Origin of the sequence: Flavobacterium suzhouense (assembly GCF_042684765.1) — a bacterium.
GTDB lineage: Bacteria > Bacteroidota > Bacteroidia > Flavobacteriales > Flavobacteriaceae > Flavobacterium > Flavobacterium suzhouense.
Window position 1 is genome coordinate 165476 of sequence record NZ_JBHUMD010000027.1, and the last position, 22093, is coordinate 187568.

Below are 22093 nucleotides of genomic sequence, written 5' to 3' on the forward strand. Positions count from 1 at the left end.
TGAAAGTAAAGAATCAATAAAAATTTTTTAATTCATCCAATATTGAGTAAATTTACAGACTTTTTACAAACGAACATTAATATACTTATTTTATGGCTTTTGATAATATTTATAAAGATTATATCAAAGAGATTGAAGAAAGAAAAGCCTTGGGACTTCACCCAAAACCGATTGACGGAGCTGAATTATTAAGTGAGATTATCACTCAGATAAAGGATACTGATAATCCAAATAGAACAGATTCTGTTAAGTTCTTTATTTATAATACTTTACCGGGGACAACTCCTGCTGCAGGTGTAAAAGCACAGTTTTTAAAAGAAATTATTCTAGGCGAAGCTGTAGTTGAAGAGATCTCGCCTGCATTTGCTTTTGAATTATTGTCGCACATGAAAGGTGGTAAATCAATCGAGGTATTGCTTGATTTAGCTCTTGGTGCTGATGCTGCTATCGCTAAAGATGCTGCTGATGTATTGAAAACTCAGGTTTTCCTTTACGAAGCGGATACAGATCGTTTAAAAGCTGCTTATGAGAGTGGAAATACGATCGCTAAAGAAATTTTAGAAAGTTACGCTCAGGCTGAGTTTTTTACAAAGCTTCCTGAGGTGCCTGAAGAAATTAAAGTGGTTACTTATGTGGCTGCTGAAGGGGATATCTCTACCGATTTGCTTTCACCGGGTAATCAGGCGCACTCGCGTTCTGACCGTGAGCTTCACGGTTTATGTATGATGACTCCTCAGCAACAACAGGAAATCATAGATTTTCAAACGAAGTTCCCTGATGCCAGCGTAATGCTTATTGCTGAAAAAGGTACAATGGGTGTGGGATCATCGCGTATGTCGGGTGTGAACAACGTTGCGCTTTGGACAGGAAGACAGGCAAGTCCGTACATTCCATTTGTGAATATCGCACCTATCGTGGGTGGTACAAATGGTATTTCTCCAATTTTCCTTACTACTGTCGACGTTACAGGTGGTATAGGGATCGATCTTAAAAACTGGGTTAAAAAGCAAAATGAAGACGGAAGCCTTGTTCGTAACGAAAAAGGTGAGCCTGTTTTAGAGGAAGTTTACTCTGTTGCTACAGGAACAGTTTTAACAATCAATACAAAGAAGAAAAAACTATATAACGGCGATAAGGAACTGATTGATCTTTCAAAATCGTTCACGCCGCAAAAGTTAGAATTCATTAAAGCCGGAGGTTCTTATGCGGTAGTGTTTGGTAAAAAAATACAAACATTCGCTGCACAGACTTTAGGAATTGCTATTCCTTCAGTATTTGCTCCGTCAAGAGAGGTTTCTGTTGAAGGGCAGGGGCTTACTGCGGTAGAAAAAATATTCAACAAAAATGCTGTTGGTGTAACGCCGGGCAAATTGTTATATGCAGGTTCTGACGTTCGTGTTAAAGTAAACATTGTTGGTTCTCAGGATACAACAGGTTTAATGACCGCACAGGAACTTGAGTCTATGGCGGCAACTGTTATTTCGCCAAGCGTTGATGGTGCTTACCAGTCAGGATGTCACACGGCTTCGGTTTGGGACAAAAAAGCACAGGCTAACATCCCGAAACTAATGAAATTCATGAATGATTTCGGTGTTATTACCGCACGCGACCCTAAAGGGGTTTACCATTCAATGACCGACGTTATCCACAAAGTACTTAACGATATTACTGTTGACGAATGGGCAATCATCATTGGTGGTGACTCACATACAAGAATGTCGAAAGGTGTTGCTTTTGGTGCCGATTCTGGTACGGTAGCACTGGCACTGGCAACAGGAGAGGCTTCAATGCCAATTCCGGAGTCAGTAAAAGTTACTTTCAAAGGTGAGATGAAACCTCACATGGATTTCCGTGATGTTGTGCATGCTACTCAGGCGCAAATGCTTCAGCAATTTGATGGTGAAAACGTATTCCAGGGTAGAATCATTGAGGTTCATATTGGTACGCTTCTTGCGGATCAGGCATTTACATTTACTGACTGGACTGCAGAAATGAAAGCGAAAGCTTCAATCTGTATTTCACAAGACAATACTCTGATTGAATCATTGGAAATTGCTAAGAGCAGAATCCAGATCATGATCGATAAAGGTATGGATAACCACAACCAGGTGCTACAAGGCCTTATCGACAGAGCAAACAACAGGATCACTGAGATACAAACAGGCACGAAGCCGGCACTTACTCCGGACAACAATGCAAAATACTACGCTGAAGTCGTAATCGACCTTGACGTAATTGCTGAGCCAATGATCGCTGACCCGGATGTAAACAACGACGACGTTTCTAAACGTTATACTCACGATACTATCCGTGCTATTTCATACTACGGAGGCGATAAAAAAGTAGATCTTGGTTTTGTTGGATCATGTATGGTTCACAAAGGGGATTTAAAAATCGTTTCTCAGATGCTTAGAAACCTTGAAGAGCAGCAGGGTGAAGTGAAGTTTAACGCTCCGCTTGTTGTTGCTGCGCCTACTTATAATATCATCGACGAACTTAAAGCTGAAGGTGACTGGGATTTACTACAGAAATATTCAGGATTTGAGTTTAGCGACCTTTTACCTAAAAACGAAGCACGTACAACATACGAAAACATGATGTACCTTGAGCGTCCGGGGTGTAACCTTTGTATGGGTAACCAGGAAAAAGCGGCTAAAGGTGATACGGTAATGGCAACTTCTACACGTTTGTTCCAGGGACGCGTTGTGGAAGATACCGAGCGCAAAAAAGGAGAGTCATTACTGGCTTCTACACCGGTTGTTGTATTGTCAGCAATTTTAGGACGTATTCCATCAATTGAGGAGTACAAAACAGCGGTAGAAGGTATCGACCTTACGAAATTCTCTCCGGCTCACAAGCAGTTGGTAGGATAATTCAGTCGCTCAGGTTTTCAGGAAAATAAACGTATAATATTAAAATATAGAGATATGGCTTTTGATATTGAAATGATCAAAAAGGTATACGGGACTATGGCAGAGCGTGTAGATAAAGCACGTGAGCTGGTAGGACGTCCTCTTACACTTTCTGAAAAGATTTTATATTCACACCTTTGGGAAGGAAATCCTTCTCAAAAGTTTACAAGGGGTAAAGACTATGTGGATTTTGCTCCGGATAGAGTTGCGTGTCAGGATGCTACGGCACAGATGGCGCTTCTTCAGTTCATGCACGCCGGAAAACCTAAGGTAGCAGTGCCTACAACGGTACACTGTGATCACCTTATCCAGGCTAAAGTAGACGCTAAGACCGACTTAGCCCGTGCTAAAGAACAAAGCAACGAAGTTTTTGACTTCCTTTCTTCTATATCTAACAAATATGGTATTGGTTTCTGGAAACCGGGAGCCGGTATTATCCACCAGGTAGTTCTTGAGAACTACGCTTTTCCGGGTGGTATGATGATTGGTACTGACTCTCACACGGTAAATGCGGGCGGACTTGGTATGCTTGCTATCGGTGTGGGTGGTGCTGATGCGGTTGACGTAATGAGCGGAATGGCTTGGGAACTTAAATTCCCTAAACTGATAGGTGTAAAACTTACGGGTAAACTATCAGGCTGGACAGCTCCAAAAGACGTTATCCTTAAAGTGGCGGGTATCCTTACTGTAAAAGGTGGTACCGGTGCGGTTGTAGAATACTTTGGTGAAGGTGCAACATCTATGTCGTGTACCGGTAAAGGTACTATCTGTAACATGGGTGCAGAGATCGGCGCTACGACTTCTACCTTTGGGTATGACGAGTCTATGGACCGTTACCTGCGTGCAACCAACCGTGCTGATGTAGCTGATGCTGCTAACGAAATTGCTTCTTACCTTACGGGTGATGCAGAGGTTTACGCTAACCCTGAGCAATATTTTGACCAGGTTATCGAAATCAACCTTTCTGAGCTTGAGCCACACCTTAACGGGCCTTTCACTCCGGATTTAGCTACGCCTATCTCTAAAATGAAAGAAGAAGCTGCTAAGAACAACTGGCCGCTACAGGTTCAGGTAGGTCTTATCGGTTCGTGTACGAACTCTTCATACGAAGATATTTCGCGTTCGGCTTCACTTGCTAAGCAGGTAGCTGAGAAAAACCTTAAAACAAAAGCACAGTTCACGATCACTCCGGGGTCTGAAGTGGTGCGTTATACTATAGAGCGTGACGGTTTTATCGATGTATTCCATAAAATTGGCGGTACGGTATTCGCTAATGCCTGCGGACCATGTATTGGTATGTGGGATCGTGAAGGAGCGGAGAAAGAGGAGCGTAACACTATCGTTCACTCGTTTAACCGTAACTTCTCTAAGCGTGCCGACGGTAACCCTAACACGCTTGCCTTTGTAGGTTCGCCGGAGCTTGTAACGGCTCTTGCTATTGCAGGTGACCTTGGCTTTAACCCGCTTACCGACAAGCTGATCAACGAGAATGGCGAAGAAGTAATGCTGGATGAGCCTACAGGCCACGAGCTGCCTCCAAAAGGATTTGATGCAGAAGACCCTGGCTACCAGGCGCCGGCTGCTGACGGTTCTAACGTACAGGTTGCTGTTAGCCCTACATCAGAGCGTTTACAGCTTCTTGCACCGTTCCCGGCATGGGATGGCGAGAACATCATGGGTGCCAAGCTACTTATTAAAGCGTTTGGAAAATGTACTACCGATCACATTTCTATGGCAGGTCCGTGGTTACGTTTCCGTGGCCACCTTGATAACATCTCTAACAATATGCTTATCGGTGCGGTGAATGCGTACAACCAAAAAACAAACTCGGTTAAAAACCAGCTTACAGGTGCGTATGATGCAGTTCCTGCGGTACAGCGCGCTTACAAAGCGGCTAATATCCCTTCTATCGTTGTGGGTGACCATAACTACGGTGAAGGTTCATCCCGTGAGCACGCGGCAATGGAGCCACGTTTCTTAGGAGTTAAGGCGGTACTTGTAAAATCGTTTGCACGTATCCACGAAACCAACCTTAAGAAACAGGGTATGCTGGCACTTACGTTTGCTAACGAGGCGGATTACGACAAGATTCAGGAGGATGATACCATCAACTTCCCTGACCTTAAAGAGTTCGCACCGGGCAAACCGCTTACGCTTGAGTTTATCCATGCAGATGGTACAAAAGACATCATCATGGCAAACCACTCGTACAACGAAGGTCAGATTGGCTGGTTCGTTGCTGGATCTGCGCTAAACCTTATCGCCGCAGACGCAAAAGCTTAAGATTTTATAAGTTTTATATATAGAAAACTCCCCCGCCGCGGCGGGGGAGTTTTTTTGGTTTTATACCGTTATGTCATTGTAGAAGTTCTGTCATTTCGACTGAAGCGACAGCGGAATGGAGAAATCTCTATTATGTTTTTACCCTTGAGATTTCTCCACTCCATTTCATTCCGGTCGACTCGAGGTCTCCGACCGACAGGCGAAGCAAATGACAAACGGCACTCATTTATATTTTATAATATCGTAAATATTCTGTCATTCGACTGAAGCGCAGCGGAATGGAGAAATCTCTATTATGTTTTTAGCCTTGAGATTTCTCCGCTCCATTTCATTCCGGTCGAAATGACACCGAGTTAACTCAGATTAAATCGGAAACATCATCATTTAGAAATCTCCATTCAGGATTAAAGCCTGTAATAAGAGCATCCTTTTTACTTCGATTCCATTTTTTAAGTTGGGTCTCTCTATCAATACCTGTTTCGGATTCGCCGTAACGCTCATAATAGACAAGATAATAACATTTATATCTTGTAGTAAAGTGTTTGGAATGAGCTTCAGGGTTTTGGTGAGCGTATATTCGTTCGGAGAGATTATTAGTAAAGCCTATATACAAAACTGTCTTAGCCTTATTGGTTAAGATATAAACGTAGTAGTTATGTGTTCCTAATGTTTTGTACATATATTGTTGTTAACGTGGATATCATGTCATTTCGACTGAAGCGTAGCGGAATGGAGAAATCTCAGAATCAAATCTAAGATTTCTCCACTCCATTTCATTGCGGTCGAAATGACACCGACTCTAATTTACATTTCAATATAAGAAGACTTTTTTTTATCATTTCGCTGTCGCTTCAGTCGAAATGACAAAACCTATGTTATATTTCAATTTTATTAATCTCTGTCATAATCCTGTCTGTTTCAGTAAGCGCAACAATAATCTTTTGATAATGGAAAATATCCTCATAGCTTAACTCACGGCCTTTACGGTCTTTAATCCATTTCTGGGCTGGCTGATAACCGCCAATATAAAAATTCCAGGCTACTTCAGGCACATTACTGAAATATTGCGTATCATTGATGTATACATTCCCATCTTTATATAGAGGCTTGGTTATAATATTATCGCCATCTTCCGGATACTTCGTAATGTACTTCTCGACAACATCACTTTCTAATAAATGGATTTGACGTATCTCACCACCTAGCGTAACAAGCTGCCAGAATTTTTCTGCATCTGTAGGATAAGGTACTCTCGGAAAATCTATTTTTAAAAACTCTTTGTATTTTTCTCTGTATGATGGTGAGTGCAACACTGCATAGATATAATCCAACAAATCTATCGGAGCAAATGTTGTGGTATTCTCTTCTTTTTCAGGAACAAAATCTAAACCCAAACCTTTGGAAATTTGTTTTACAATTTCAGGACTTAAATTGGGTAGACGATTAATTAAATCAATATCCATTTTTCCAACATTATCAATATAGATATATAAAGGACAAACAATTGCAGCATTACCCACTCTCATTGCCATAATACCTTTCTCTGTAATTGAATCGGTAATTTGAATATCATGCCATCCATAATTTCCGTAAACAGTACGAGATACTATAATTCCAATATTTTTACCTTTTATAAAATGTTGCATTGTTGAATTTCTTGGTCGACCCATAATACCATTTGATATACCTGTATATATACAGTATTGCTTATCAAATGGTCTATAATTTATGGGGTAAATATTAGGGATGTGTTGCGAAATGTCTTTTTTTGCATTATCAATTTTAGATTGTTGTTTATCTTTAAAATAGTATTTTTCTTTGATAGTTTTTACATCTAAGTTTCTTAGATCAACAATTATGTCTTCAGCTTGTATTCTATTATGATGAATAACTAGTTCATCAAATTCAGTAGCTAGTCCAGAATTATTGTTTAAAAATAATTGATTGATTGGAAAACCTAAATCATATGTGGATTTACTTGAAAAGTCTTTGTGAACCATTAAAAATTCTGGTTCCAAAAGGGATATTTTATTCCATTTTATTGTTTTTAATTCGTTATAATGCAGGAAGTTATATTTGTTTTTTCTCTTTCCAAAAAGGTCGTAATTATAGATTTCTGCAAATTCATCTTTATTTTTCTTTCCTGATTTTATGAATATATTTATAGATACTCCCGCCATTATATCAAAAACATTCTCATCTTTTGTTCCATCTGGTGCAATTTCTTTTATTCGGGTATTGCCATGTAAATCGATAATATAAATTTTATCAAAACTTTCTGCTAAATGTTTTCGCATTTGGCGGTGAATTATTCCATCTATAAAACTGTTATTGGAAATGTAAGCTAAGATGCCCTCTCCATTCTTATCGATGAAATGCTGGCCAAATCGAATGAATTTTATATAATCATCTGACAGAGGCTGTATATTTCTCTCTTTTAAATCTTTTTTATAATCGGCAGTAAGTTTTTCAATCCATGGAGATTTATTTGTACTACTTACACTATAAGGAGGATTGCCTATAACTACCATAACAGGGGCATCCCGTTTAATGGCATTGGCCTGATTGGCTTCATCAGCAAGCCAATGGCTAAATAATGTACCGGTGTCTTTATGATGTTCTTCTAAAGAGTTGGTAAGGAATATCCTGAAACGCTGGTCGTTTTCCGGCTTGTAGCCTGTCTCAGTCAATAACATATCCATTTTAAGGTGCGCCATAGCGTAACTGGCCATCAATAGCTCAAAGCCATTAAGGCGGGGTATAAGGTCATTGTTTACATATTTGCTCCAAATACCTTGCTGTTCTTCAAATTTTTTATGGATATGGCGTACTACTTCAGCCAAAAAGGTTCCTGTTCCCGTTGCAGGATCAAGTATCTGTACTTTGTGGTATTCTTTTTCTATTTCCTGTTCACCAATGATTTTAGAGGTATTCTTTGAACGGTTATCAAGTTTTGGCGCTTTCACCTTTACTTTTATCTTGCTTCGGTCAGCAAGGCCATCTTTCAGTCCAAATTCAGTTTTAAGGATATCATCAACAGCACGTACTATAAAGTTTACTACTGGTTGCGGGGTATACCAAACACCGCGTGCTTTTCGTAACGCAGGGCTGTAACTGGCAAGGAAAGTTTCGTAAAAATGGACTACAGGATCTTCTTGTTTCGTACTGCGGCCAAAGTTCTTCATAATATCGCTTACATCAGTAGCGAGAAAAATGCCAACCAGTTCTTCTACAATCCATACCAAACGGTCGTCAAGGTCATAACCGGCAATGTCCTGAAACAACTTTCGTAAAAAAGGATTGCTTTTTGGTATCAGGGTCGCGGCTTCTTCACGGCTAAATGTTGGTAGGGTAGGGTCGTGGTATCGTGCAGCAAACATTCCGTAGGCAATAGTCTGCGCATAAATATCAGCAAATGCTTTATTGTCTATATCATGTATCAGCATATCCTGGAAGGATAGCATCTGTGTCTTTAGGTTTGAGATAGTGTCGTTTTCATCATCAATTTTCAAAGACTTCTCAATCACATCTGCCATCAGCCTTGCTTTGCCTGCCATCATTTCAGCCAGTTTTGTTGGTGATTTAATGGTTTGCGATATGGTTAAGGCGAAGTTTTTTATGAGTTGAATAAACTGGTCAAAGTTTTCAGGGATAGCAACAATTTTACCTTCTTCCAGTTTACCAATGGTGATTTTGGTCGTTATTAAACCATCTTTGTAAAAATGAAATTCAAGATAGTCAGTAAAAATCAGATTGCTTAATCCAGACTTATACCTGTCAAATTGTTCCTTAAGGGTTTTGCTTCCCAAATCCACACCAATATCTTTTGCTTCTATGTAGCCTACAGGGATATCTTTTTTTGTAAGTACATAGTCAGGTGCTCCGCAGGCAACACGTGCAGGTTCATTGGTTACTAAAATATCCGGTAATATAGAGGATAACAGGTTTTGTAAATCACCACGGTAACTGTGTTCACGGGCGTTTCCTGTTTGATAAAGGGTATTTAGTTTGGTAAGGTAATCTTGAATTGTCATGGTCTGGATTTGGTAGGCTAAAAATAAAAATTAATTTTCTTACAGGATGGTTTATTTTGAGATTTCTCCACTTCGCTACGCTTCGGTCGAAATGACACAAGATTGCGATTAGGCTCTCCTTAGCCCTGATAGAGCCGATACCTAGCCGCAGGCGTAGTAAAGGGCGATAGCAGGAATTACCACTTGCCGGGTTGCGCTTGCCATTCGCTTCAAAAGAAAGTAGGCAGTAGCAGTGCTCAGTTTTCAGCAGCTTCACTCGTGTTCTTAAAGGCTGAGTGAGAAATCTGTGGTTATCTGCTCAAATCCGTCCCGATAGCTATCGGGATCCGCGTTCAATTATAACACACCCCTAGCCCCTTCCGCCGCGGCGCACAGGCTCAAGAGGGGAACGAGCTTCACTCATGCCGGATAGGAACGATGCAAAATTACCCCATCCCACAACAACTTTACTGAAGCCGGTTTTGCAGTTAAAATTGTTACTGAAAAAGAGGTTGCAGTAAATTTATTCCCGGAAAGGCTACATTACGAGAGAGGCAAATGTTAACGAATTACGGAAAATGCAATCGCGTTAACACTCAAAAAAACGTCTGACTTTTTAGTGTCGCGAAAAGTAATATTAAAAATTAGTTTGTTGGTTATTAGTGTTTTAAGGGGTGCTAATATTACGCACGAAAATGGCGTTTTGAGAGCAAAAAGCGTAATATTAACACTTTTTTGTAGGTGTAAGTTTACGCAATTAAGAGATTCTTCACTTTGCTTCGCGCCGTTCAGAATGACATCAAATTTTCGAAAAAAAGCATAAAAAAATCCGCGGTTGTAGCCCGCGGATTTAAGAGATAAAGATTGGTTGGTTTGTATCTACTAATAGTAAGTATATCTTCTAACTTTAGCGATATATTTAGCAAGGCGGATAACCTGGTGGCTATAGCCATATTCGTTGTCATACCATACGTAAAGTACTATGTTTCTGCCATCTGCGCTCACAATCGTAGCATTGCTGTCGTAGATTGAAGGCTGTGCCGTTCCTACGATATCGCTCGATACAAGCTCGTTGTTCATAGAGTATTTAATTTGCTCAACTAGTTCACCCTCAAGGGCGTAGTGCTTCATGATCTCGTTGATTTCCTCTACTGTTGTAGCTCTTTCTACCTCAAGGTTAAGCACTACAAGCGATCCGTTTGGCACCGGTACACGGATAGCGTTAGACGTTAACTTACCTGATAATGAAGGTAATGCCTTAGCTACAGCGCTTCCTGCACCTGTTTCGGTGATAACCATATTAAGGGCAGCAGCACGTCCGCGGCGGTATTTCTTGTGCATGTTGTCAACCAGGTTCTGGTCGTTAGTATAGGCGTGGATGGTCTCCAGGTGGCCTTTTACAACGCCTAAAGTGTCCTCAACTGCCTTAAGGATAGGGGTAATAGCGTTAGTGGTACACGAAGCAGCAGAGTAGATGTCTACTTCTTCAGGGTTGTACTCGTTGTGGTTTACACCGTATACGATGTTTGGAACACCCTTACCAGGAGCTGTAAGTAGCACTTTTTCAACACCTTGTGAGCTCATGTGACGACGTAGCGCCTCTTCTGTAGTGAATGCACCTGTGTTGTCTATAAGCAGGGCATTGTTGATGCCATACTTAGTATAGTCGATCTCTTCAGGGTTGCTGGCAGTGATAATGTGAACAGTAGTTCCGTTGATTATCAGTGCGTTGTTCTCAGGGTCAGCAGTTACCGAGCCTTCAAAATCCCCATGGATCGAATCGTAACGTAGTAGTGAAGCACGTTTTTCAAGTAGGGTAGCGTCGGCCTTATCACGAACTACTATCGCTCTAAGCCTTAACTGGTTACCTTTGCCAATTTTGTGCATCATCTCACGTGCCAGTAGCCTTCCGATACGTCCGAAACCGTAAAGAACCACGTCTTTAGGCTGGATGTTCTTGCTTTCCTTAGCGTCTTTCAGCTTGTCGATAACGAAAGCTGTAGCGTCGTTATATTTGTCATCTTCAAGGTGATACTCATACGTTAGCTTCCCGATATCGATACGTGAAGGCGGCAAATCAAGGGCCTCGATAGCGCGTGCGATCTCTACAGAATCAAATACGTTTATTGGTTTCTGTACAAACTCACCGGCATACTCGTGCAGGTTGATGATGTCGCTTACGTTCCTGTCTATCAGTTGGTTCCTGAAAAGTACAAGCTCGATTGACTTATCGTACCATAGATCGCTTACGATTTTAATGAATTCTACACCGGCTCTTCGCCTGTCAGCTTGAAAAGAAAGCTCTTTTTCGTATAATACATTGTTGTTCATGAAGATAATGTTTTAAAGGGTGTTGTTTAGTGGTGCAAAAGTATTGATTTCAAACGTTTTCGTAAAAGTTTTTTAGCAAGTTTTTTTCTTTATTTTGAAAATAGCTGTTTATCAGTTAAAACAGTGATAATAATGGTCTGATGAAATTAAGATTAGTTGTTTTTATTCATGGTTTTTCTTATTTGACTGGATTATTGAGAGTTATTCATAAAAAAGGGGCTTTTGTCAGGTTTTTATTCTGAATATGTTATTTATTTGATATTCAGTTGTTAATATTTCAATGAAAAGCAATCTTATTTTTGCGTATTTTGTGAAATTTTAAGCTTATTTATGTGAAAATTTTGTTAAAAAAAACAAATATATCCTCTTTTGGTTGTTTTTTGTGTTAAAAAATTTTTAAGTTTATGACTTGCTAAAACTTAAATCACCTATTACCTATGAAAACACAATTACGCTGTCTTTTAGTGCTGCTCGGCACGTTTTTATGTTCCGTCACGGGACACTCACAAATTAATTACACACAAAATTTTAATGTCGATGAAGGAGGCTGGGATGACCTTGACTTCTATGCTGATACCTTTCAGTCTTGCGAAGGGCAAAGCTTAGTTGGAGAGTTTTATTATATGGATTTTGGTGATGGTGATCTTTATACCGGCGATGCTGTAACTACTTCACCTTCATTAGGCGTTTCTAATGGTTTGCCTGTTACGCTTACTTACAGTTATAAACTTTTTGATTACTGGGACTATATACCGCTTGGTAATTTTGAATGGGGAAGTGTTACGATTGCTTATGCGACTTCATTGTCAGGTCCATGGACAACTATTCACACTATTAACTCTGCAAATCATGTTGTATCTGCTGATTGTGCTGTTAAAACGGCAACTTTCACACCTGCAGCTGGTTCTCCGGTATATTTAAAAGTTACGGGTGTGGCTGCTCAATCTTCAGACATTATTGATGTTCTTTTTTCTATGGATAATGTTAGCCTTGTACAACAGCTACCTAGTTGTACAGGAACACCTGCTGCATCAACTGCAACGTTGCTAAACGGACCTGTTTGTAATCAGCAAAATGCTTCTATTAGTTTATTACCTGCCTATGGTGCTTCGGGACTTACTTATCAATGGCAAGGGTCTGCAAATGGAACTACCTATACAAATATTGCTGGCGCTACGAGTGCCACATTAAGTGCGCCCGTTTCGGCCGGACCTTGGTTTAGAGCAGTTGTAACATGTTCAGGAAGCGGACTGTCTACCACCAGTGCCGCTGTTCAGGCTACCAGCAGTGGTACTAACTGTACAACTTGTGCTGTTTCATTTACGAATAATGTTGAGCCTATCACTTCAGTTGTTTTCTCTAACTTAACAAATGTTACCGATGCATCAGCGGTTGGCGCTCCTGCAATGCAGGATTTTACAGCACTTCCACCTGCAAACGTTACAACAGGCCAGGCTTATAGCTTCTCTGCTCAGGGAAACACTGATGGAAGCTTTACAACTTACATTAAGGTATATATTGATTTTAATAAAAACGGTAACCTAAACGACCCAGGTGAATCTTTTAATATCGGAACTGTTACTAACTCAACGGGAACAGATGGTGTAACAGCTACTTCTTCTATCTTTATACCAACCAATGCGGCTACAGGTTTAACCTTAATGAGGGTGTATAAATTGTATGCTGCTTATCCTAGTGGTCCGTGCGCCAATGGTGGTTATGGACAGGTTGAGGACTATTTAGTTAATATAACACAATGTACAACAGCGGCTCCAACAGCAGCAGCTACGCAAACTGTTTGCTCTAATGCTACTGTTGCTAATCTTGTTGCTACCGGAACAGGAGTTAAATGGTATAATGTTGCTTCAGGAGGTACTCAGCTTGCTTCAACTACTGCTTTAACTAACAACACAACTTATTATGCTTCACAAACTAACGTATGTGAAGGTACTGCAAGGGTAGCAGTTATGGTTAACTTTACAGTAGTACCAGTAGATGATCCTGCGGATGTTACTGCATGTGTGTCTTATACACTTCCTGCATTAACAAATGGTGTTTACCGTACGGCTACCGGCGGTGGAGGTACTGTTGTCGCAGCAGGTACTGTAATAAACGCTACAACTACACTATATGTATATAATACTGCAAACGGATGTAGTGCTGAAAACTCCTTCCTAATAACTGTGAGTAACCCTGTTGCTGCTGAACCGGATGATGTAGATGCTTGTGGTTCTTATACCTTGCCTGCATTAACAAGTGGTTCATATCATACGGCTGCCGGTGGAGGAGGTGATACGCTTCCTGCAGGTACTGTTATATCGCAAACAACGACTTTATATGCGTTTGTTGGTACTCCAATATGTTTTGATGAGAACAGTTTTACAGTTACTATATACAATCCTGTGGCTGATGCTCCGGATGATGTTGTAACATGTACTGATTATGTACTTCCGGCACTTACTAATGGTGCGTATTATACACAACAGGGAGGTCAGGGTGATATGCTTGCCGCAGGTACTTCTGTAAATGCAACTACTACATTATTTGTATATAGTGCAGACGGTGATTGTAGTGCAGAAAATTCATTTACAGTTACGATTAACCCTTATGAGGTAGATCAGCTTGATGATGTTGTAGTATGTTCTGAATATGCTCTTCCTGCTTTAACAAGTGGTTCTTATTATACTGAGGTTTCGGGAATGGGAGATATGCTTGCTGAGGGAGATGTCATTACAAGTACACAAACAATTTATGTTTATGGTGTTTCGGAGGATAATGATGCATGTGTTGCAGAGACATCGTTCACAGTAACAGTTCTTAATGCAGTTGCTGATGAATTTGAAGATGTAGAGGTGTGTGATTTATATACATTACCGGAACTATCAGCTAATAATACTTATCATACACAAACAGGCGGTGCCGGAACAACGCTACCTGCCGGAAGTGTGATTAACTCATCAATGACAATTTATGTATATGCACAGGATAGTGCCGCTACTGTATCTTGTACAGATGAGACTTCATTTATGGTAACTGTGGAAACTCTTGAAACTCCGGAGGATGTTGTAATAATTCTTGAAAATACTGCAACTTTAGAAGATCTTGAGATCTACACTGATGTTCAGGGAACAGTAATGGTATATGCAACTGAAGATGATGCCGAAGCGGGTACTAATCCGCTTAGCCCATCTACAGAAGTTACTGATGATACTGTTTATTATGCTACTGTAACTGTGGGTACATGTACATCAGAACCTTTTGAGGTAACGGTTGAAATTATACTTGACAGAGAGAATTTCAATATGGCTAACTTCAGCTATCATCCAAACCCTGTTAAAGATGTGCTTAACCTAAGTTATTCTGAAAACATCACAGGAGTAGAGGTATACAGCCTTATTGGTCAAAAAGTACTTTCAGGTAATTATAACAGTAATGCTGTGACAGTAAATCTTTCACAATTGGCATCAGGCACTTACATGGTTAAGGTAAATACTGAAAATGCTTCTAAAACAATAAAAGTAATAAGAGAGTAAATAGTTAATTAATTGATTTGAACAGTAGAGACCCCGGTAGCGCCACTATCGGGGTTTCTCATTTATATGTTTAAGTAATAAAGTAAGCACAAAAAAGAGCGGCATTGCTGCCGCCCTCCATCAATTAATCACCAACAGGATTTTAACAGTCTGTATCCATCAATATTTGCTGCTAAAACACGAACCCTGTTTGCTTTTATTCTTTAATGAATTTCAGGGTTTTGGTTTTTCCTTCCCTGTTTAGTTTTAAAATATAGATTCCCTGGCTTAATGCTGAAATATCAATACTTAACGCATCTTCAAAAGTTATGTTTTTACTAATAATTGATTGTCCAAGCGTGTTGTAAATCTCATAACTTCCTGTTACGCCTGTTATATCGGACGTTATGTTAAGAATATCTCTTGCGGGGTTCGGATATATATTAATTCCCTGTAATTGGTTGTTGTTCAATCCTGCGGTTGGTGCCTGGCAAGCATCGGATGTTATAAGTGTTCCTCTGCGTTGCGCATTTTGGAGTGTAGCCCACATTCTTTCTTTCTGGTTTTGTGTAAATATGCTTTTACATTCATCTGGCGTATAGTCCATGTAATTCTCAATCATGTCAAAACCGGGATCATCCGGACAGGAATCTACAGGTCCGCAGCTTATATTCATAGCAATAGCATTAGGGGTGTCTTCGCAATAATCAGTGGCTGTACAGTCTTCGCCATCCCCCCAAATATGTCTTAGTCCAAAAAAGTGTCCCATTTCGTGAACTGCTGCACGGCCTTTGTCCATTCCCGGAATGTAAATACCTTCAGGCGCAAGGTCGGATGATCCAAAACACTTGTAGTACATGGTTACACCGTCGTTCTCAGCATACGATTCTGCGCCTTCAAGACCTTCAAGACCCGATCCTTCCGGAAAGAATGCATAGCCGCCAACACCATAAAGATCACCACCAAAATTACAAACCCAAATGTTGATGTATTTTTCAGGATCCCATTGTGTTTCAGGTTTCAGTTGCGTTTCTATAGCTGTCATTCCCCAGCTGGCTTTATTACGGTATATACGGTCAATACCATTAGTAGGGTTGCCATCAGGATCGCGTTGGGCGAGGCAGAATTCAATTTCAGTGTCTGTTCCGGCATTGCCTTCTACATATCCCGGAGAGTCTAATAATCTTCTGAAGTCGTTGTTGAAAACAGTAATTTGTGATAATACCTGCTCGTCACTAATGTTTTCATTCTCACCAATAGCGTCTCCATCATGAATCACGTGAACTACAATAGGGAGCGTTACTACATTATTGCCTGATTTCTGAAGCGTTTTGTTACGACGCAGGTCTTCAATTTTTGGAGCAAGCCATTGTTCAAATTGGGCTTCGGTTTGTGTTCTTCCTTTAGCTGTTTTTAAATAGTTGTCATACTGTGTGGCTGAACATGGATTTTCGATTGTTTTACCAAAACCTTTAGGTTGCTGTGCATTTGTGTAGCATGTAAACACCAAAGCGGTTACCAAAAGAGTTTGCCTGATAATTGTATTGGTTTTCATTGTCTTATTTTTTAACGTTTATAAGACAAATGTATAATGGCCAATCAGCTAAGATGGTTAGCTTATGCTATTGAATGTTATTTTATGTTAACGATCTGATTTATAATTTAAAAACCATGTTTTTTAAGGTCTTTTGGTTTTTTTGAAGATAAAAAACCAACCATAGGATAGAGCAATGCTGCGGTTAAAAAAAGATGCGGCAAAAAAGGCTTGTCTTCAAGATATAATACATAGGAGGTGATGAGTAGTGCGGGAGCTTCGAGATAATAACATATCTGTCTTGCATTTTTTGGGGAAATATAGAGTGTTTTCCAGAATATGGTAATGATAAGTATGGTAATGGCCAGCCCTAAAATAATGCACCCCGGAAAATACAATCGTCTGCTCATCTCGTCAACGCCTTTGATGATAAGGATGAAAGCAGTAACAAAATGCAACAGCACTTCCAGTTTTCGGAAAGTCTTTTTCTTCATTTTTAGGGGATATTTCTGCAAAAGTAAAGAGCGTACGTTGTTTTACTATTTAATAAAGGTTATGATTAGGTTGTTAACTGTTGTACCAGCCCTTCCATTCGTAGGGTTCTGGGTATGTAAGCTTATAAAGTTGTTCTTCTGTTTCGGTGAGTTTATCTAAATAATTGACTAATTGAATTATATACTCTTCACCATTTCCCATTCTCCAAAAAATACTTTCAGGAGATTCTCCTTGATATTTTAGCCATGGTGGTAAAAAAGTAGTTTCAAAAGGATTAAAGAAACCATATTTTGATAAAAAGTCTCTTGCTTCCATTAATGCGAAACCTAGTAGGTTAGTTCCTTTCCATAAATAAATATTGTTTATGTTTTCGTTGTCGGCAGAGAGACCTACACCCCAGATTGTATCCAATGGGCTTGCTTCAACAAGTATTCTATCTTTAGTAGTGAGAAGGAAATTGCCAAGCTCGCAATTTTGATTAAACTTATGAATATTGCCGTTTTTTACGATGTCAAACCTTTCGTTGATCCAGATTTCCTCATTAAAGTTTTTAATCTCACGTCCAAGGTCTTTTGCTTCACCGGGTTTTTCACAGTTAACTATTTTCTCAAACAATTCCTCATCATTAAAGAGTAGTGCTTTTTGAGCCATCATCCAGTGTTCTGCCGTTTTATATTTAATGTCATTAACTATAAATGAACTCTCATACCATTGGCTAAAACACGCTTTACTAATTTCATTTCTGTTATTGGTATTTCCCCAAAAGTAGATGAATTTCAGTGAGTCACCATTTTCATATCGATCGGTTAACCAGTCGAGGCTATAGTTAGTAGGCATAATTTTATTTTTAACAAATATATGACTAGTCCTAAAATAGTCAACCTATTTTAGGACTAGTCAAACCGTTAACTGATTACTTAAAACTGATTTTACATTATAAAACGTACCAACTCGCCATTTTTAGTTATCATCTGTACCCTTACGCGGTCGTTAGGACCTTTGTTGGAAAGCAGCTTAGATACGGTTTCAATATCTTTAGCTTTTATGTTGCCTATGCTTAGTATCACTCCGTCTTTTAATTCGTCGTAGTAAGGCATGTATTGTTCATCGGTAATCTCTTTGATCCTGATACCGTAGGTAATGTTTAGCTTTTTCTTCTCGGCTGCGCTTAGGTCTTCAAGTTCAAGTCCGCTATAGGTAAAGGTATTAACCTCATTTTTGGTAAGCTTAACCGGAATAGTAAGCACATCTCCGTCACGATGTATTTTAACTCTTACCACATCATTAGGGCGTTTTGTAACTATTGCGGCGTTAAGATCGGCATAACCATTTATAGGCTTACCATCAATATCAACAATTATATCTCCTTTTTTAATGCCGGCTTTTTTAGCACCAGAGTCGGCAGTTACATCATTTACATAAAAGCCTTGTGTTTCGGTAACACCAAGATCGTTTGCCATAGCGCTGTTAAGTTCACCACCCTGTACACCAAGGATACCTCGTTGTACATTACCATATTCCATAAGATCTTCAATAATCTTGCGTGTAATGTTAGAAGGAACGGCAAAAGAATAACCTACATACGATCCGGTCATAGAGGTAATCATGGTATTGATACCTATTAGTTGGCCTTTAGTGTTAACCAATGCACCACCACTATTACCCGGATTTACTGCCGCATCCGTCTGGATGAACGACTGAATTCCGTCTTTGCTCAGGTTTCTGGCTTTCGCCGAAACGATACCTGCGGTAACAGTACTGGTAAGGTTATAAGGGTTACCCACCGCCAACACCCATTCGCCTACTTTAATATCGTCTGAGTTACCAAAAGTGGCAAACGGTAGTTTGTCTTTAGTGTCAACTTTCAATAGTGCGATATCCATCTTTGAATCGGTACCAACAAGTTTAGCTTTGTAGGTCTTGTTGTTGTTCAGGGTAACTTCAAGTTCTGAAGCATTTTCCACCACGTGGTTGTTGGTAACGATGTAACCGTCTTCAGTAATAATTACCCCCGAACCCGTTCCTACTTGTGGGGTAGGCTCTGCGCTACGATAACCATAAATATATTCCATCATGTTACGGGGCTGGTTCGAATAGGTAACATTCTTCACGTGAACCACCGTATGCACGGCCTGATCGGCGGCAGCTGTAAAGTCGGCCGGTTCTGCACCGTTAAAACCTACAGTCCTTGAATAATTAGTTGGAGCTATTGATAAGGCAGATGATGGTGTGTCGTTATCAAATACCAGTTTGTAAGCTCCCAGAGTCGTAGCGCCGCTCATTAGCGCCACTAAGAATAAACCAGAAATTCTCTTCATAATTTAAACAGTATTTAATTTTAATTTATCGATTAATGATTTTTGTTTTTTGTGCGATTGTCAGCCATAAAAAACTTTCTTAGGTAGAGACGTAGCAATGCTACGTCTTTACATTTCCGATTATAACAAATTCGTTGTTTTTACAACTGTATTATGCATTTTACATGTCATTTATATTTGTACTTTTGCGGTAATATAGTAATGATGAAACACACTTTTTACAAATACCAGGGCACAGGAAACGACTTTGTTATGGTAGACAATCGCGATAATTTATTTCCCAAAAATGATACCAAACTTATCGGGCATTTATGTGACCGTAAATTTGGCATCGGTGCAGATGGGCTTATATTATTAGAGAACGACAATGCTACGGATTTTCGTATGGTCTATTACAATTCTGATGGAAATGAGAGTACCATGTGCGGAAATGGAGGCCGATGCCTTGTTGCGTTTGCCAAACAACTTGAAATTATAGACGACGAAACCGAATTTACCGCTATTGACGGACGTCATCATGCTATTGTGGCTCCGGATGGCACCGTATCGTTGCATATGAAAGATGTGCATACCGTTTCGGTTTATGAGAACTATGTATTTATGGATACAGGCTCTCCGCACCACGTTGAGATCGTAGAGGACCTTGCAAACTTTGATGTGAAAAATATAGGTGCTAATATCCGCTACAGCGGACTGTATGGCGATAAAGGCTCTAATGTAAACTTCGTTTCTAAGGCCGGTGCTGACAAATTTTCAGTACGTACCTATGAGCGTGGAGTAGAAGATGAAACTTTATCATGTGGTACAGGTGTAACTGCCGTGGCGATCGCTATGAAAGTACTGGGCAATACTGATGCCAATGAGGTAAAGCTTGAAACACCGGGCGGCGAACTGAAAGTGTCTTTCAAACAAAATGACAAGCAGTTTACCGAAGTGTATCTTACAGGGCCTGCAAAATATGTTTTCACCGGAGAAATAGAATGGTAACCCTAACCGGAAATACTATTTATTTAAGGGCACTCGAGCCCGACGACCTGGAGTTCATCTACAGGCTGGAAAATAATGAGGCCATCTGGGAGGTAAGCAATACGCAAACCCCTTACAGCCGTTTCCTTATACGCCAGTATTTAGAGAATGCACATCAGGATATCTATGAGGCTAAACAGCTTCGCCTTGCCATCTGTAAAAAGAACTCTTTTGATGCTATTGGGCTTATCGATCTTTTCGATTTTGACCCTGTGAATAACAGGGCAGGTGTGGGCATCATTATACAGGATACTGAAGAAAGAAACAAAGGTATAGGTACAGAAGCTTTGCAGCTTCTTATTGATTACGCTTTCAGTAGGTTACAGTTACATCAGTTGTATGCGAATATCGATTCGGGTAATGTTGCAAGTGTGAGCCTTTTTACTAATTTTGGCTTTGAATTGATAGGTCAGAAAAAAGACTGGATTAAAAAAAATAATAACTATCACGACGAGGGGCTGTACCAGCTTATTCGTCAGCAATAACAACTAATTACATTGAAACTTAGAAGAATCGTAGGGATAGTTTCCCTTATTGTAGTGATTGGAGGAACTGTTATCGGTTACAGGATGTATCAACAGATCTTTTCGCCTAACACAAAGTTTGGAGACGAGAGAGTTGCAGTATTCATTCCAACAGGATCGGATTATGAAGCCGTAAAGAAACTTGTTGCTCCTTATGTTGAGGATATGGACAAGCTTAACTCGGTTGCTGAGAAAAAAGAATACCCTGCCAATGTAAAAGCAGGTAAATTCATTCTGAAAAACGGAATGAACAGCAATGACATCATCAACTCATTGCGTCAGCCGGTAACGGTTAATGTTGCTTTTAACAATCAGGAGACTATAGAAAGATTAGCTGGACGTCTTTCGCACCAGATAGAGCCTGACAGCCTTTCGCTGCTTGAAGCTTTTACCGATGAGAAATTCCTTGCCGATAACGGTTTTAATAAAGATAACGTACTAAGCATGTTTATCCCGAACAGCTATGAGTTCTTCTGGAACACTACGCCTAACAAAGTAAGGGAGAAAATGGCTAAGGAATACAGGAAGTTCTGGAATGAGGACAGATTGGCTAAAGCCAAAGCACTTAACCTTACACCGCTACAGGTATCTGCACTGGCTTCTATCGTACACAAAGAGACTGTGAAAACAGATGAGCGTCCGCGCGTGGCAGGTGTATATCTTAACCGTCTTAACAAAGGCATGAAGCTGGAAGCCGATCCGACGGTTATCTATGCCATGAAAAAACAATCGGGTGATTTTGACCAGGTAATTAAACGCGTACTGTTTAAAGACCTTGTAATCGATTCTCCTTATAATATGTACAAATATGAGGGCTTACCTCCGGGACCTATTGCAATGCCTGATATCACTGCTATTGATGCCGTACTGAACCCTGAAAAACATAACTACATTTACTTCTGCGCGAGCGTAACCAACTTTGGTTACCATGAGTTTGCAGTTACTCCTGCTCAGCACGAAGTAAACCGTCAGAAATATGTGGCTTGGGTTAATAAAATGGGAATAACGAGATAAAATCGTTTCTAAAGGATATTTAAGGATAGTTATTTGACTATCCTTTTTTTATGGGTAAAAACCTATTCAAAATAAGGATTTATCCATTTTTGTCGTAGTGCAGATGCTTTACTTTTAAAGCATAATATTTA

At 40.0% G+C, this 22093-nt stretch carries 13 protein-coding genes; 6 read left to right on the forward strand and 7 right to left on the reverse strand.

What is annotated here, in order from left to right:
- Positions 1-92: 92 nt before the first annotated feature.
- On the forward strand, positions 93-2873 hold the full coding sequence (locus ACFSR3_RS13950; RefSeq protein ID WP_379821802.1) for a bifunctional aconitate hydratase 2/2-methylisocitrate dehydratase: 2781 nt from the start codon (positions 93-95) through the stop codon (positions 2871-2873).
- A gap of 54 nt (positions 2874-2927) precedes the next feature.
- A complete protein-coding gene (locus tag ACFSR3_RS13955) occupies positions 2928-5195 on the forward strand; it encodes an aconitate hydratase (protein ID WP_379821804.1) in 2268 nt (755 codons plus the stop codon).
- 358 nt (positions 5196-5553) lie between these two features.
- Here the strand turns inward: ACFSR3_RS13955 and ACFSR3_RS13960 are convergent, their stop codons facing one another.
- From ACFSR3_RS13960 to ACFSR3_RS13970, 3 genes are all read right to left on the reverse strand, one after another.
- On the reverse strand, positions 5554-5874 hold the full coding sequence (locus ACFSR3_RS13960) for a GIY-YIG nuclease family protein (protein WP_379821805.1): 321 nt from the start codon (positions 5872-5874) through the stop codon (positions 5554-5556).
- Between the two features lie 196 nt (positions 5875-6070).
- A complete protein-coding gene (locus ACFSR3_RS13965) occupies positions 6071-9229 on the reverse strand; it encodes a type ISP restriction/modification enzyme (protein WP_379821806.1) in 3159 nt (1052 codons plus the stop codon).
- A gap of 861 nt (positions 9230-10090) precedes the next feature.
- A complete protein-coding gene (locus ACFSR3_RS13970; RefSeq protein WP_114758272.1) occupies positions 10091-11539 on the reverse strand; it encodes a glyceraldehyde-3-phosphate dehydrogenase in 1449 nt (482 codons plus the stop codon).
- A 437-nt stretch (positions 11540-11976) separates the two neighbouring features.
- Between ACFSR3_RS13970 and ACFSR3_RS13975 the strand changes: the two genes are divergently transcribed.
- A complete protein-coding gene (locus ACFSR3_RS13975) occupies positions 11977-15072 on the forward strand; it encodes a GEVED domain-containing protein (RefSeq protein ID WP_379821809.1) in 3096 nt (1031 codons plus the stop codon).
- 196 nt (positions 15073-15268) lie between these two features.
- On the opposite strand, the gene ACFSR3_RS13980 is transcribed toward ACFSR3_RS13975, so the two are convergent.
- From ACFSR3_RS13980 to ACFSR3_RS13995, 4 genes are all read right to left on the reverse strand, one after another.
- On the reverse strand, positions 15269-16606 hold the full coding sequence (locus ACFSR3_RS13980; RefSeq protein WP_379821810.1) for a T9SS type A sorting domain-containing protein: 1338 nt from the start codon (positions 16604-16606) through the stop codon (positions 15269-15271).
- 107 nt (positions 16607-16713) lie between these two features.
- On the reverse strand, positions 16714-17079 hold the full coding sequence (locus ACFSR3_RS13985; RefSeq protein WP_379821811.1) for a hypothetical protein: 366 nt from the start codon (positions 17077-17079) through the stop codon (positions 16714-16716).
- A gap of 73 nt (positions 17080-17152) precedes the next feature.
- Complete coding sequence (locus ACFSR3_RS13990; protein WP_379821813.1) at positions 17153-17917, reverse strand: NADAR family protein; 765 nt, start codon at positions 17915-17917, stop codon at positions 17153-17155.
- A gap of 92 nt (positions 17918-18009) precedes the next feature.
- Positions 18010-19398: a S1C family serine protease gene (locus tag ACFSR3_RS13995; protein ID WP_379821814.1), complete on the reverse strand. Its 1389-nt coding sequence runs from the start codon at positions 19396-19398 to the stop codon at positions 18010-18012.
- Between the two features lie 204 nt (positions 19399-19602).
- Between ACFSR3_RS13995 and dapF the strand changes: the two genes are divergently transcribed.
- Genes dapF through mltG form a run of 3 tightly spaced genes read left to right on the forward strand, consistent with a single transcriptional unit; the run spans position 19603 to position 21962 of the window.
- Positions 19603-20385 (forward strand): diaminopimelate epimerase, encoded by a 783-nt coding sequence (gene dapF / locus ACFSR3_RS14000; RefSeq protein WP_379822004.1) that lies wholly within the window; start codon positions 19603-19605, stop codon positions 20383-20385.
- Entirely contained in the window at positions 20379-20909 is a 531-nt protein-coding gene (locus ACFSR3_RS14005; protein ID WP_379821815.1) for a GNAT family N-acetyltransferase, read from the forward strand. The genes dapF and ACFSR3_RS14005 overlap by 7 nt, the downstream gene beginning before the upstream one ends.
- 12 nt (positions 20910-20921) lie before the next feature.
- The gene (gene mltG, locus ACFSR3_RS14010) at positions 20922-21962 is read left to right on the forward strand and encodes an endolytic transglycosylase MltG (protein ID WP_379821817.1); all 1041 of its coding nucleotides are present in this window, start codon (positions 20922-20924) and stop codon (positions 21960-21962) included.
- The last annotated feature ends 131 nt before the right edge of the window (positions 21963-22093 follow it).

Coding starts and splice junctions, on each gene's coding strand:
- ACFSR3_RS13970 (WP_114758272.1), bottom strand. CDS start 11,539: ATGAACAACAATGTATTATACGAAAAAGAGCTTTCTTTTCAAGCTGAC.
- ACFSR3_RS13975 (WP_379821809.1), top strand. CDS start 11,977: ATGAAAACACAATTACGCTGTCTTTTAGTGCTGCTCGGCACGTTTTTA.
- ACFSR3_RS13955 (WP_379821804.1), top strand. CDS start 2,928: ATGGCTTTTGATATTGAAATGATCAAAAAGGTATACGGGACTATGGCA.
- dapF (WP_379822004.1), top strand. CDS start 19,603: ATGAAACACACTTTTTACAAATACCAGGGCACAGGAAACGACTTTGTT.
- ACFSR3_RS13950 (WP_379821802.1), top strand. CDS start 93: ATGGCTTTTGATAATATTTATAAAGATTATATCAAAGAGATTGAAGAA.
- ACFSR3_RS13995 (WP_379821814.1), bottom strand. CDS start 19,398: ATGAAGAGAATTTCTGGTTTATTCTTAGTGGCGCTAATGAGCGGCGCT.
- ACFSR3_RS14005 (WP_379821815.1), top strand. CDS start 20,379: ATGGTAACCCTAACCGGAAATACTATTTATTTAAGGGCACTCGAGCCC.
- ACFSR3_RS13960 (WP_379821805.1), bottom strand. CDS start 5,874: ATGTACAAAACATTAGGAACACATAACTACTACGTTTATATCTTAACC.
- ACFSR3_RS13980 (WP_379821810.1), bottom strand. CDS start 16,606: ATGAAAACCAATACAATTATCAGGCAAACTCTTTTGGTAACCGCTTTG.
- ACFSR3_RS13990 (WP_379821813.1), bottom strand. CDS start 17,917: ATGCCTACTAACTATAGCCTCGACTGGTTAACCGATCGATATGAAAAT.
- ACFSR3_RS13985 (WP_379821811.1), bottom strand. CDS start 17,079: ATGAAGAAAAAGACTTTCCGAAAACTGGAAGTGCTGTTGCATTTTGTT.
- ACFSR3_RS13965 (WP_379821806.1), bottom strand. CDS start 9,229: ATGACAATTCAAGATTACCTTACCAAACTAAATACCCTTTATCAAACA.